The sequence below is a fragment of the Burkholderia sp. MR1-5-21 genome (assembly GCF_053427715.1).
The window spans coordinates 53,216-66,435 of record NZ_JBSAXD010000002.1 but is presented as its reverse complement, the minus strand read 5'-3'; the positions used below and the strand labels follow the sequence as shown (position 1 = coordinate 66,435).

Here is a 13,220-nt window from a genome sequence, read left to right as displayed (position 1 = left end):
CGATCACGCGTGCCCGCCTCGCGCCACCGACGGGCGTGCATCACCATCCCGCAACGCACCCGAGACGGCAGGGAACCGCGCATGCAACGAAAATTCGACGACCTGCTGCTCGGCAGCATCGAGCTGTTCTGCCTCGCGGCAGAACTCGGCAGCTTCACGCTGGCGGCGACCGCCGCGAGCGTCACGCCTGCCGCCGTGAGCCGCTCGGTGGCGCGGCTCGAGGAGCGCCTCGGCGTGCGCCTGTTCGTCCGCACGACGCGGCAGATCCGCCTGACCGATTCAGGGCGGCGCTACTTCGAGCAATGCCGGCAGGCGCTGTCGCAGCTCGTCGACGCGGAGCGCGAAGTGACCGGCCAGCAGACGACGCCCGCCGGCATTGTCCGGATCAGCATGCCTACGCCGTACGGGCACTATCGCGTGCTGCCGCTGCTGCCGGCGTTCCGCGCGCAGTATCCGGAAGTCGACGTCGACGTGCACTTGAGCAACCGCAACATCGACTTCGCGGAAGAGGGCTTCGATCTGGCAATTCGCGGCCGGGCGCCCGACGATTCGAGCCTGATCGCGCGCAAGCTCGAAGATGCGGAGCTCGTCGTGGTCGCGACGCCCGGCTACCTGAAGCGCGCGGGCGTGCCGAAATCGGTCGACGACCTGCAGTCGCACGACTGCATCCAGTTCGAACTGGCGAGCAGCGGCCGCAATTTGCTGTGGGCGTTCCAGGATGCGAACGGCGAACTCGACGTCGTGACGCAAGGCGGGTACGGAACGTCGGGCGACGTGCTGTCCGGCGTGACGCTCGCGCGCAGCGGCGCGGGCCTGTTCCAGACATACCGCTTCATCGTCGACCAGGACCTGCGCGACGGTCGGCTCGTGGAGGTGCTGGCCGAGCGCGGCGGCCGGTCGCGGCCGTTCATCCTGTTGTATCCGCACGCGCGCTACCTGTCGTCGCGCGTCAGGGTGTTGGTCGATTACCTCGTCGAACATCTGGCGCACGCACACGAGGTCCAGCCGGGATTCGCTAAAAATCCGCCACATCTCGGCCTAAGCTGATGATTTGAATGCGAAATTCCCCCCGAGCGGGCGTGGACGGGATCCCAGAAGAGCTGCGGAGCGGAATAGAGGGGCCATCAAATACCTGGGAATGTGGCGTTGGCTCCGGGCCGACGAGTTGTCCGTCCGCGTGGGCATACGCAATCGCATGGTAGTGTTTAACTTTTTGTAGCCCACCAACATTGATTGAATTCTTGATCTCTACGAGCCACTCGACTTCATAAGCTTAACTAAGTAACATCGCCATTACGGACGGATGAAATGCGTGGTTCTAAGCCTCACTCGATGCTGAATGAGCCGTTGTAACTCGACAATTGAAGGACGGGTCAAGCGGATGGCTTTGGGGGGCGTAGTTTCTTGTTCAGCTGGTCATAAATGGCTGGCTTGAGAATAATGGTGTTGAATATTGATGTCAAAAGATAGTTTGAAATAACAGAAAGCAACCCTATCATTCCGGCAAAAATGAATGACATCTCACCTGGAATGAGCCCCCATCTGATGAATGCGGAAGCGAACAAAATAGGGGGGAGAAAAAATGAAACGACAAAGGAGTACCCGGAGTATTTTCTGATTCTCGGAATGGACGATTGCCTCGCGGATTCCACCAGAGATTCGATTTCATTTTTTGAAAGCCCTTTGACTTCCGGAATGAGCCTCGTAAGCACAAATGTGAATTGGATTGACATGGCTGTAGACATTCAGATACGGGGTTGCTCTATGCCGTTACTGACGAACCAATTCCAGGACGTCCCGGCGGCAGAGTTCGGTGACAAGTTGGCGCAACTTGAGCAAGTCCAACTCGGGAAGTCGGGTCGCCAAATCAGCGAGAGTGATTCCGGGGGCCGCCACGATGCAGTGAATGAGCCGCTGGCTTTGCTCACTGAGATTCAGTTTAGCGCCGTTGGCCAGAACGTAACCTTCGGGTAACCAATGAGGCAAATCGGTCGCCAAGCGCAGGCCGACATTCTCATCGATACTGCCGGCAGCCGCGTTTCCGAACATTTCAATGGCCAGTGGAGATTCGACGCGCGTTTCGCCAACGAATGCATCCATAAAACGGCCGTAGTTTTCCCGGTCGCTCAGAAGCACGCCAATATGTTTGGCGATATCGGCAATGGTACCCTCGTCGTATTCCCAGTCACGCAGCGATGTTCTCGCGGGTAGAAAGTCAGGCATCTGGTCCAACGCCCAGGCGAGATAGTCGATGGCAAAAGCGGGAAAGGTGCCGACTGCCAGGTGAAAGCTACCCTCGCCAATCGGCAGTGGATTGTGCCACCAGCCGCGAGGGACGTAGAGAATGTCCCCTGCCTCCAGAACAACATCCAGATAGGGCTCGCTCGGGCAAGGGTACAGGTGTCCGTAATCCCGGCTCTGCTGTGTGTACAGGGGCAGTTCCAGCGACGGCTTATGCAGAATCCAGCGCTTCCGGCCAAGCAACTGAATTGCGAAGACATCGCGGGTGTCCCAATGGCTGCGATACGAGTCCTTGGTGCCGAACGCCGCATATGCGCTGGTGACCACCCGCCGGCCGGTGTAATCCGCGATACGTTTTGAGAATGCGTGGACCTTTGGCTCATTGTTGATTTTGGCTGCGATCAGTGTCGCGCCTCTACGCAGGAAATCGTATACCGCCGACTTGATCAAGCGGTATCGCAACGTTCCGACATCCAGGTAACTTTCGACGTACTCTTCCTTGGGCCGGATGCCATCGTAGGCCAGCTTGAAATCCTTGGAGGCTACGTCGCTTCTCTCGAAGATCTCATTGGCGTCCCGCCACGAGAAAATCTCGGTGGTAGCCGCAGCTTTCATCAGGAGTGGTTTTTGCTCCTGAAAATTCTCAATGAAATCAGATGACGAGATATTGAATCGAATACTCATGGGATTAGTGGCGGAGCTTGGCGTCGCGAGTGGCGGGCCAAGCTCTTTTCCTATGAAAATTAACGGATTATTGGTAGTCGGTGCCGGCTTGGTTATCGCGTCCATGTGAGCCGCCGCTCAGGATATAGCCAATGCCAACACCTGCTCCGACGATACCTCCTATTGCGCCACCTGCCGGGCCGCCGATAGCAACACCAGCAATAGCTCCTGCAGCTGCTGAGGCCGCAACACCAGCCAAGGTCATAGCGATATCGCCGGCTACGGTGGCCCCGGCAACAAGCTCCAACTCCTCAATGCTCAGTTCTCTCATCGGTTTGGTCTCTCCTGGTTTTCGAAGTAACACGTTGATCAGAGAATCCTCTGCCAACGCACTTTCAAGTGTATTACACTAATATTTTGCTTTGCAATATGCTTGTCCAATTTTCCCGTTTAATCTCAATATTCCCGTGGAATCTCAATATTCCCGTGGAATCTCAATATTCCCGTGGAATCTCAATATTCCCATCGGATCAAAATATGCCGGAAAATCGTCGCTCGAAGTTCACGTTCGTGGTTGCCATAAGCATCGGCATTGTGATATTGCGACTAATCATCTGACACACTAGTACAGACGAGTCCCAATGGATTCGAACAAGCGGACGGTGTTTTCGCTAAAAACGACGTCGCCAGCCACATCGGCGCGACGGCGTTAGCGAAATCTATTGCAGTCCGTAATATTTTCGTGGTACCGGAGACCGAACGTTACCGACCCGGACCCGCATCATGACCACCTTCCAGTCACGCACACATTCTTCAATAAAAGCAAATGCTTACGACGAGATTCGGTGGATTAATGCGAATCCCGGACAGCCCTCATTTGCGGCACACATCAGGAGGCAATCTTGGATCATTGGCAACGTATCGAAGCGGCGGCGTCGGGTGAGCGGGCCGATCGCATACCCGTTTCGCTGTGGCGGCATTTTCCTGAATGCGACCTCGACGCCGGAAAACTCGCCGGACATACGCTCGCGTGGCAACGAAAGTGGGAATTTGACCTCGTGAAGTTCATGCCGTCCGGTACCTACGGAGTCGAGGATTGGGGCGCGGTAACTGCGTACGAGGGTGCTCCGAATGGGGCAAGGAATGTCCTCAAGCCAGTCATCTACGAGCCGGAAGAATGGACGAAGCTGGCTCGACTCGATGTGACCAAGGGCTTCTATGCGCAGCAAAACCAGGCGTTGCGGACGGTCGCAAGGGAGCTGGGAGGAAGAGTACCTCTGTTGCAGACCGTATTCAGCCCGCTAACAACCGCGCGCAAACTTGCGGGAGATAAGGTATTGACGGACCTGCGTTGCAACCCGGGTGCGCTTGAAGCAGGGTTGCGTGTTATTACGGACGTTACGATTGACTTCTCGCTCGCAGCCATCGACGCGGGTGCCCATGGTGTGTTTTTCGCCAGTCAACTCGCGACGAGCCGTCACCTGACTACAGACGAATATGGCCAGTTTGGTCGGCGATACGACTTTGAGGTATTGGAGGCTTTGCGAGGAAAGTCGAGGTTGAATATGCTGCATGCACACGGCGACGACATTATGTTTCCGATGCTTGCAGAGTACCCCGTCGACATGCTGAATTGGCACGATCGTCTAACCAAGCCGAGTTTGAAAATGGCCGCCACTGCATTTCCGAAGATGCTTGTTGGCGGCTTGAACGAGCACCAAACAATCTTGAGAGGTGGGCCCGATGCAATCGCGGCGGAGGTCAGCGATGCCATTGCCCAGACAGAAGGGAGGCGGCTGATGATTGGACCTGGATGCGCTTTGCCACTCGCTACTTCTGAGGAAAATATTCAAGCGGTGTTAGACGCCGCCGAGAAGGGGGCTCTCGACCAATGAAGCGATGAGCGATGTGCTTCTTTTGTTGCCTGGTGGTGCCAAGCTGTAATGGCAAGTCGCCGATTGAAAACTCCGCCGAAAACTCGCTCACATCATGGCACTGTTTACTGGGGGCCACTCAATCGACGCGAGACTCACTGCCTGGCTGGCTACAAAATTCCGCCGCAGGTCATCGAGGTACTGAAGGTAGTGCGTTAATGACGCGGAGCCTCATCGAGACCACCTTCTGATCATGAGGGCAATCCATTTTCAAATCAAATACTTACGATGAGGTGTGGCGGATTCTATTCGAATCCCGGCCGCCCCTTCACACGCGCGCGCCAAGCGGTCACGCTGAGCGGCGGCGCAGCGAACCGCCGATCCCTGTCGCGGCCCCGCCTGTCGGGTGCTGTCGATCGCACCGCGATCGAACGACGCTGCATCGCGCTCAGTGGCCGGCGCTCTGGCCGCCGTCGACATGCAGGATTTCACCGGTCACGAACGACGCCGAATCGAGATACAGGATTGCGTCGACGATGTCGGTCATCTCGCCCATCCGGCCGACCGGGTGCAGCGCCGCGAGCGTCGGATGGGTCTCGACCGCATGCATCGGCGACTTGATGACGCCCGGCGCCACCGCATTGACGCGAATGCCGGCCTTCGCATATTCGATTGCGAGCGATTTCGTCGCGGCGTTCAGGCCGCCCTTTGTCAGCGACGCGAGCACCGACGGCACGTTGCTGTTCGCATGATCGACGAGGCTCGTCGTGATGCTCACCACGTGGCCGCCGCCGTTCTTCTGCATCGCGTCGATCGCGCGCTGCGTGATGTGGAAGAAACCGTTCAGGTTGACGTTGTTGATGGCCGCGTATTCGTCCGCCGTGTATTGCGTGAACGGCTTCGCGATGAAGATGCCCGCGTTGTTCACGAGCGTGTCGATGCGGCCGAAGCGTTCGATCGCGGCCGCCACGACGCGACGCGCGGTGTCCGGGTCGCCGATGTCGCCGGCGACGGTGACGAGATCGGGATCGTGCGAAGGCTCGATCGAACGGGACGTCGCGATGACGCGATGGCCGCGTGCGCGGAACGCGTCGACGGTGGCAGCGCCGATACCTTGCGATGCGCCGGTGACGATGATGACTTTGGATGCGCTCATGATTTGCCTCGAATGTTCAATGGGATTCGGCTTCGGTGCCGACCGGATCGACGGATCCGATGGATGCGACTGTAGGCGCATCCCGTCCGGCTTCGAACACCCACCATGGAGCAACAGTCTTGCGTCGCGGTAACAAATGGCGGGGGTGAACGGAAGGCGCGGCGGGCACCGCGAGGCAACGCGGCGGGCGGGAAAGACAGGAAGGGCGTATTTCGAGCGCGTGCTGTAGAAGCCCGCGAAATGGCGCTGGTCGACGGGCAGCGGTGTGCCCGTCGGGATCCGCGGCGGGATCGATCCGGGGCCTGCTCAAGCCCCCGCATCACCGCGGCGGATCAGTCGTGTATCAGTCGCGCATCAGCGAACCGTCTCGGCCGTCTGCCCGAACAGGATGCCGCGCGATTGCGCATCGACGACGGGCGCCACGTTGACTTCCTGCGCACGCGCATAGGCGCGAATCGTCGCCGGCCGCGCGCCGATCCGCTCGAACCAGCGCGCGAGATGCGGAAAATCGTCGAGATTCTGACGCTGGCGTTCGTGCGGCACGATCCACGGATAGCACGCGATGTCGGCAATCGAGTAATCGCCCGCGATATACGCGCGACCATCCGCCAGATGCTTGTCGAGCACGCCGTACAGCCGCGACGTCTCGTTCACGTAGCGATCGATCGCGTACGGCAGCGGTTCGGGCGCGTACTGGACGAAATGATGGTTCTGCCCGGCCATCGGCCCGAGCCCGCCCATCTGCCAGAACAGCCATTGCAGCGCGAGGTTGCGTCCGCGCAGGTCCTGCGGAATCAGGCGCTGCGTTTTGTCGGCCAGGTACAGCAGGATCGCGCCCGATTCGAAAACCGGCAGCGGTTCGCCGCCGTCGGCCGGCGCGTGGTCGACGAGCGCCGGAATCCGGTTGTTCGGCGCGATGCGCAGGAAGTCAGGCGCGAATTGCTCGCCACGGCCGATGTTCACCGGGACGATCCGGTACGGCAGTCCGGTTTCCTCGAGAAACATCGTCACCTTGTGCCCGTTGGGGGTCGTCCAGTAGTAGAGGTCGAGCATCTCAGGCCTCCGTGGCGACGCCGGCTTCGAGCCGCGCGTTCTGCGGGAACATCGCGCGGCGCGCGTCGTCGTCCATGTCGGTCTTGAACGCCTGGCGCGCCTTCAGCGCTTCCGCGCGCTGCGCCGCCGGCCGGGCGCTGATTTCGTCGAGCAGGCGCTTCACGTGACGCAGCTCGTCCCAGGCCGTTTCGCCGAGCACGTACGGCACGGCGCGCGCCCAGCCCCATACCGCCATGTCGACCAGCGTATAGGTGTCGCCGAGCATGTAGCGCGACGCCGCAAGACGCTCGTCGATGATGCGCCAGTGTCGCCACGCCTCGAAGTCGTAGCGGTTGACCGCGTAGGCATTGGGTCCCGGCGCATGGTGCTTGAAGTGCACCGCCTGACCCGAATACGGGCCGATGCCGGTCGCGACGAACATCAGCCACGACAGCATGGCGCCGCGTGCGGCCGGCGTGTCGTCGGGGAGAAACTTCCCGGTCTGTTCCGCGAGATACAGCAGGATCGCGTTGCTGTCGAACACCGTGACGTCGCCGTCGACGAGCGCCGGGGTCTTCGCGTTCGGGTTGATCGCCTTGAAGGCGGCACTGTGCTGCTCGCCCTTGCGCGTATCGACCGGCACCAGTTCGTACGGCAACCCGGCTTCCTCGAGAAACAGCGCGATCTTCGCGGGATTCGGGGACGGGTGGTAATAGAACTTGATCATGGAGGGGCTTCCTTGGTTGCATGACGTTGACGTCAAGGGACCCCAATTTACAGGAAGCGCTGGGATGATAAGTTACAATTCGTCCGTAAATCCCCACCGAGCGTCCCATGCCCGACCGACTCTCCAATCTCATCAGCCGCTTCGATCTGCAGGCGCGCGTGTTTCCGGACATCGCCCGATGCGGTGTCGACGATGCCGTCGCCGGCGAAGGGGCCGGCCATCTGTACCTGCTGCGCGCCGGGCAGATCGTCGTGACGGGCGGCTCGATCGGGCGCAGCTTGATCGACGGGCCGAGCGTGCTGTTCCTGCCGCGGCCGCAGTCGTTCCGGGTCGACACGGGCGTGCGCGACCCGGCCGATCTCGTGTCCGCGACGATCGAGTTCGGCTCCCGTGACGAAAACCCGCTGCTGCACAGCCTGCCCGACCTGCTGGTCGCGCCGCTGACCTGCGTGCCGTCGCTCGACGCGGTCCAGCAGATCCTGTTTGCCGAAGCGGCGGAGCCCGCATGCGGCCATCACGCCGTCGTCAACCGGCTCATCGAAGTGCTGATGGTGCAGTTGCTCCGCTTCGCGATGCGCCGGCAGCTCGTCGACAGCGGCTCGCTCGCCGGCCTGTCGGATCCGCGGCTCGGCAAGGCGCTGACGGCGATGCATTCCGACCCGTCGCGCAGCTGGACCCTCGAGGACATGGCCGAGACGGCCGGCATGTCGCGATCGCGCTTCGCCGCGCATTTCGCGGACATCGTCGGCGTGCCGCCCGGCGAATACCTGCTGCAATGGCGGATCGGCCTCGCGAAGTCCTTGCTGCGCCGCGGCCGGCCGGTCAAGCTGGTCGCCACCGAAGTCGGCTACGGCAGCGCCAGCGCGCTGGCGCGCGCGTTTGCGCAAGGCGTCGGCCTCACGCCGACGCAATGGCTCGCGCAACGAGGCGGGTGAAGGGACGCTTTCGCGAGCGCCGGGGCTGGGGCAGGGCCGCAGCGAACAGGTGACGCGATTGTCCAGGGCGGGCGCGCACTCCCTTGTGCCTATTCCGGGGTCATTCGCCAAATACTCGTTGGTATAGACTGAAAGGCGGCCTGTTCGAACGCCGCGTGCCCGGTATCCGCCGGATTCCCGGCGGATACCGCAGGCCGATCCTTTGCATCGCGCCTTTCAGCCTGATTTTTCCTCGCCCTGGAGATGTGACCATGGATTACATCGAAAGCATGCGCATTTTCCGGACGGTGGTCGAACTGAAGAGCTTCAGCCGTGCGGCGGATGTTCACGGCATGGCGCCACCGGCCGTGTCGCGCGCGATCGCGGCGCTCGAGCAGCGGATGGGATGCCGGCTGCTGAACCGGACGACTCGCCGGTTATCGCTCACGGAAGCCGCGGAGCGGTTCTACGAAAGCTGCGTGCGCATTCTCGAGGAGGTCGATGCAGTCGAGGCGGACGTCGCGAACCAGACGCGGGAAGCCCGAGGCGTGTTGCGCCTGGTCGCGCATGCGACTGCGACGATACAACGGCTCGTTCCACTGATTGCGGGATTCAAGCGGGCCCATCCGCAGGTCACGCTGGACGTGACACTGACGGAACGGCCGGTCGACCTGGTCGGCGAAGGGTACGACCTCGGAATCGTCGTACCGTTCATGCTGGTGAGCGAGACGACGGTCATCCGGGTGCTCGACCGGATTCCGGTGGTCATCGTCGCGACGCCCGATTACCTGAAGACCACCTCGACCCCCGCGCATCCGTCGGATCTGGCCGAGCACCATTTCGTGCCGCTGTCGCCGTCGATCCGCCGTCCCGACCTCCGCTTCCGGATCGACGGGCAGGAACTCGCCGTTGCGCTGCGCTTCGACGTGTCGTCCAACAGCCCCGCGTTCAACCGCGAGATGGTGCTGCAAGGGCTCGGCATCGGCATCACGCCGCTGGCGCTGGTCGAAAAAGACCTGGCTTCCGGCGCACTGCTGCGGCTGCTTGCCGATTTCCCGCTGGTCGACGACAGCATCGAGCTTCAGCTCGCCTACAGCAACCGGACGCTGCTGCCGGCCAAGGTGCGCGCCTTCATCGACCACGCGGTCGATTTCTTCGACAAGTCGAAAGCCCGGTAACCCGCATTCCGCGCGCGATTACTGCACGAAGCGACAACAATCTGATAACCCGCCCGCCATCGTCCGGCGGCGGGCCGCGCACTACTCTGTGCGCATGCACTCAACTGACCTCCTGAACGACGACTGTTTCGCGCTCCGTCAGGCTTCCCGGCACATTTCGAAGCTTTACGAGCATCACTTGTCCGCCGTCGGCATCACCCCCACGCAGTTCAGCATCCTCAGCACGCTCGGCCGCTGGTCGAGCCTGACGATGGCCGAACTGGCCCGGGCGATGGTGATGGACAGGACGACGCTCGTGCGCGTACTCAAGCCGCTGCTTCGGCGCGGCCTCGTGGCTGCCCCCGCTGAAGGAAAGAACCAGCGGCGGCTCCGGGTCGTGCTGACCCCGCACGGGTCGGCGAAGCTCGACGAAGCGGCCGTTCATTGGGCGTCCGCCCAAGCCAGCTTCGAACGCAAGTTCGGGCGGGAGCAGGCCGCTCATTTGCGAAGCGAGCTGTTTCGGATGACGGGCGACGTGTCCGGAAGTTAGTCAACCAGGCAACAGATTCATGCAGTTCCGCGCATTGATGCCCGAACACCTGCTGGCTAACGTGTGCATATGCACTGACTGATCGTGCGAACCCTTGATAACCCAATGGATTAAAGGACATGGAAACGATGACGATCCACCCGCTCCGCCAACCGCAACCGCGTGCACGGAGGGGACTGATAGCCGCGGCGGTGCTGGCGTTGAGCCTGGCCGGATGCGTGAACTACGCCGGCATCAAGAGCGACAAGCAGATCGCAGCCCCGGCAAAGTTCGAGACGACGCAGAGCTTGCCCGCCGAAGGCGGACAGTGGCCGGCGATGAACTGGGCCACGCAGTTCGGCGATCCGCAACTGTCCGCGCTGATCGACGAGGCATTGCGCGGCAATCCGACGATCGACCAGGCGCGCGCCCGGATCGAGAAGGCATCGTCGTATGTCGGCACCGCCAATTCCGCGCTTTATCCGAATGCGAACGGCAGCTATACGTGGACGCGCCAGCGCTACACCGCCAACGGCATCGTGCCGCCGCCGTACGGCGGCACGTGGCAGAGCGAGAACAGCCTGCTCGCGAGCGTGTCGTGGGACCTGGACCTGTGGGGCAAGAACCGCGAACGGCTGCGTCAGGCGATCTCCGACGAGAAGGTGGCCGACGCGGAAGCCGAGGAGGTGCGCATTTCGCTCGCCGCATCGGTGGCGAGCACGTACAACCACCTGGCGCAACTCTATGCGCTGCGCGATATCCAGGTCCGGGAAGTCAGCAATCGCGAGAACATCGCACACATCACGGACGGCCGGGTTCACGCGGGGCTGGACAGCAATGTCGAACGGCAGACCGCCTACGGCGAAACCGCGACGAGCCGCTCGAGCGTCAGCGATCTCGACGGACAGATCAAGACGGTGCGCTACCAGTTGGGCGCACTGCTCGGCGCGGGGCCGGACCGTGGCCTGCAGATCGCCAATCCGTCGCTGCGGGACGGCGACAGCGTCGTGCTTCCCGACAACCTGCCCGCCGACCTGCTGTCGCGTCGGCCGGACATCGTCGCCGCGTACTGGCAGGTGGACGCGGCCATGCACGACGTGAAGGAAGCGAAGGCCGAGTTCTATCCGGACGTCAATCTGTCGCTCGCGGCCGGGCTGGACGCGTTCGGCTGGGGGCGGCTCCTGACGGCCGGCAGCCGGCAGCTTTCCGCGGCGCCGGCGATCCATCTTCCGATCTTCGACGCCGGCGCACTGCGCGCGCAGCTGAAGGGCCGCTACGCAGACTTCGATTACGACGTCGCCACGTACAACCAGACGCTGATCGGCGCGCTGTCCGACGTCGCCACGCAGGTCACGCAGATCCGCTCGACCGATCGCCAGCTCGTCGATGCGCGGCAGGCACTGGATGCGCAGACGAGCGCCTACCAGCTGGCCGTCGTCCGCTACCAGGCAGGACTGAACCAGCAACTGCAGGTGCTGAACGCGGACGACAACCGGCTCGCGGCCGAGACGGCCGTCGTCAATCTCGAGATGGGACGCCGCAACCTGCAGATCGGGCTGATCAAGGCGCTCGGCGGCGGATTCGATGCGTCTCGCGCCGGCCTCGCGGCGACTGCCGAGACGCCGATTCCTGCGCCAGTTGCCGCGCCGTCCGACGGCGCCCCGCGTTCCTGAACGATCCGATCGGCCGCCCGGCGCGAATGCCGGACGGCGCCATTCAAACCTTGTTCTTACCTTGTTGGAGCTATCGATGACTACCCCCCAGACCGCGCCGGCCGACGAGCCGACGCAGAAGCCCGGAAAACGCAAGACGCTGATTGCGCTGCTCGCCGGTTCGCTTGCGATCGCGAGCGCCGCATACGGCGCCTACTACTTCCTCGACGCCCGTTACCACGTGGAGACGGACGACGCGTACGTGAACGGCAACGTCGTTCAGATCACGCCGCAGATATCGGGCACGGTGATCGGGGTCAATGCGGACAATACGCAGATCGTCAAGGCGGGCGAGCCGCTCGTGCAGATCGATCCCGCCGACGCGAAGATCGCGCTGCAGCAGGCCGAGGCGAATCTTGGCCAGACGGTCCGCCGGGTCCATGGGCTGTATGTCGACGACGACAAGTATCGGGCCGATATCGCGCAGCGGCAGTCCGATCTTGCGAAGGCGCAGGACGACCTGCGGCGGCGCCTGTCCACCGGCATGACGGGCGCCGTGTCGGACGAGGAGATCTCGCACGCGCGGGACGCCGTGCGATCGGCACAGGCTGCGCTGGATGCCGCGAAGCAGCAACTCGGCGCCAATCGGGCGCTGACGTCCAATACGTCCGTCGACAAGCATCCGGACGTGCTGGCGAGCGCCGCGCACGTTCGCGACGCGTACCTCGCGTATTCGCGTACGACCCTGCCGGCGCCGGTCACCGGATACATCGCGCAGCGCTCGGTTCAGGTCGGGCAGCGCGTTTCGCCGGGCGCGGCGCTGATGTCGGTCGTCCCGCTGAACCAGGTCTGGGTCGATGCGAACTTCAAGGAGTGGCAGCTTCGCCAGATCCGGATCGGCCAGCCCGTCGACCTGGTCGCCGACGTGTACGGCTCGTCGGTCGTCTACCACGGCAGGATCGCGGGCTTCACGCCGGGCACCGGATCGGCACTGGCGCTGCTGCCGGCACAGAACGCGACGGGCAACTGGATCAAGGTGGTGCAGCGCTTGCCGGTGCGGATCGAGATTCCGCCCGCGGAGCTCGAGAAGCATCCGTTGCGCGTGGGGCTGTCGATGAACGTGGATGTCGACGTGAAGGATCGCGCCGGCGCCCGCGTCGACACCGATCCGCCGTCGACCTACAAGACCGACGTATTCGCGAGTTACGGCGACAAGGCCGACGCCGCGATCGCCCACATCATCGCCGAAAACGAATGACCTCCCATCGCCCGGCG

The 13,220-nt window shown here is 62.4% G+C and carries 12 protein-coding genes; 7 read left to right on the top strand and 5 right to left on the bottom strand.

Features of this window, described 5'->3' with window-relative positions; genetic code table 11:
• Nucleotides 1-81 precede the first annotated feature (81 nt).
• Nucleotides 82-1,047 (top strand): LysR family transcriptional regulator, encoded by a 966-nt coding sequence (locus tag ACV229_RS02870; RefSeq protein ID WP_448081620.1) that lies wholly within the window; start codon nt 82-84, stop codon nt 1,045-1,047.
• Nucleotides 1,048-1,770: 723 nt separating this feature from the next.
• Here the strand turns inward: ACV229_RS02870 and ACV229_RS02865 are convergent.
• Nucleotides 1,771-3,030 (bottom strand): JmjC domain-containing protein, encoded by a 1,260-nt coding sequence (locus ACV229_RS02865; protein ID WP_448081619.1) that lies wholly within the window; start codon nt 3,028-3,030, stop codon nt 1,771-1,773.
• Nucleotides 2,993-3,235: a hypothetical protein gene (locus ACV229_RS02860; protein WP_448081618.1), complete on the bottom strand. Its 243-nt coding sequence runs from the start codon at nt 3,233-3,235 to the stop codon at nt 2,993-2,995. Before ACV229_RS02860 ends, ACV229_RS02865 begins: the two co-directional genes overlap by 38 nt.
• Nucleotides 3,236-3,806: 571 nt before the next feature.
• On the opposite strand from ACV229_RS02860, the gene ACV229_RS02855 reads away from it, so the two are divergent.
• A complete protein-coding gene (locus tag ACV229_RS02855; protein WP_448081617.1) occupies nt 3,807-4,799 on the top strand; it encodes a uroporphyrinogen decarboxylase family protein in 993 nt (330 codons plus the stop codon).
• Nucleotides 4,800-5,226: 427 nt separating this feature from the next.
• Here ACV229_RS02855 and ACV229_RS02850 read toward each other — a convergent pair whose 3' ends face one another.
• The 3 genes from ACV229_RS02850 to ACV229_RS02840 all read right to left on the bottom strand — a co-directional run bounded on the left by ACV229_RS02850 (nt 5,227) and on the right by ACV229_RS02840 (nt 7,693).
• On the bottom strand, nt 5,227-5,934 hold the full coding sequence (locus ACV229_RS02850; protein WP_448081616.1) for an SDR family NAD(P)-dependent oxidoreductase: 708 nt from the start codon (nt 5,932-5,934) through the stop codon (nt 5,227-5,229).
• Between the two features lie 354 nt (nt 5,935-6,288).
• Nucleotides 6,289-6,987 (bottom strand): glutathione binding-like protein, encoded by a 699-nt coding sequence (locus ACV229_RS02845; RefSeq protein WP_448081615.1) that lies wholly within the window; start codon nt 6,985-6,987, stop codon nt 6,289-6,291.
• Between the two features lies 1 nt (nt 6,988).
• Nucleotides 6,989-7,693, bottom strand: coding sequence for a glutathione S-transferase family protein (locus tag ACV229_RS02840; protein WP_448081614.1), 705 nt, complete (start codon nt 7,691-7,693; stop codon nt 6,989-6,991).
• A 107-nt stretch (nt 7,694-7,800) separates the two neighbouring features.
• Between ACV229_RS02840 and ACV229_RS02835 the strand changes: the two genes are divergently transcribed.
• The 5 genes from ACV229_RS02835 to ACV229_RS02815 all read left to right on the top strand — a co-directional run bounded on the left by ACV229_RS02835 (nt 7,801) and on the right by ACV229_RS02815 (nt 13,203).
• Nucleotides 7,801-8,628 (top strand): cupin domain-containing protein, encoded by an 828-nt coding sequence (locus tag ACV229_RS02835; protein WP_448081613.1) that lies wholly within the window; start codon nt 7,801-7,803, stop codon nt 8,626-8,628.
• Nucleotides 8,629-8,879: 251 nt separating this feature from the next.
• Nucleotides 8,880-9,785 carry a LysR family transcriptional regulator gene (locus tag ACV229_RS02830; RefSeq protein ID WP_448081612.1) on the top strand — a complete coding sequence of 302 codons (906 nt, stop codon included), beginning with the start codon at nt 8,880-8,882 and terminating at the stop codon, nt 9,783-9,785.
• 178 nt (nt 9,786-9,963) lie between these two features.
• Nucleotides 9,964-10,314 carry a MarR family winged helix-turn-helix transcriptional regulator gene (locus ACV229_RS02825; protein ID WP_448081611.1) on the top strand — a complete coding sequence of 117 codons (351 nt, stop codon included), beginning with the start codon at nt 9,964-9,966 and terminating at the stop codon, nt 10,312-10,314.
• 119 nt (nt 10,315-10,433) lie between these two features.
• Complete coding sequence (locus ACV229_RS02820) at nt 10,434-11,966, top strand: efflux transporter outer membrane subunit (RefSeq protein WP_448081610.1); 1,533 nt, start codon at nt 10,434-10,436, stop codon at nt 11,964-11,966.
• A gap of 76 nt (nt 11,967-12,042) precedes the next feature.
• Nucleotides 12,043-13,203, top strand: a complete 1,161-nt coding sequence (locus tag ACV229_RS02815) for an HlyD family efflux transporter periplasmic adaptor subunit (RefSeq protein WP_448081609.1) — start codon at nt 12,043-12,045, stop codon at nt 13,201-13,203.
• Nucleotides 13,204-13,220: the final 17 nt, after the last annotated feature.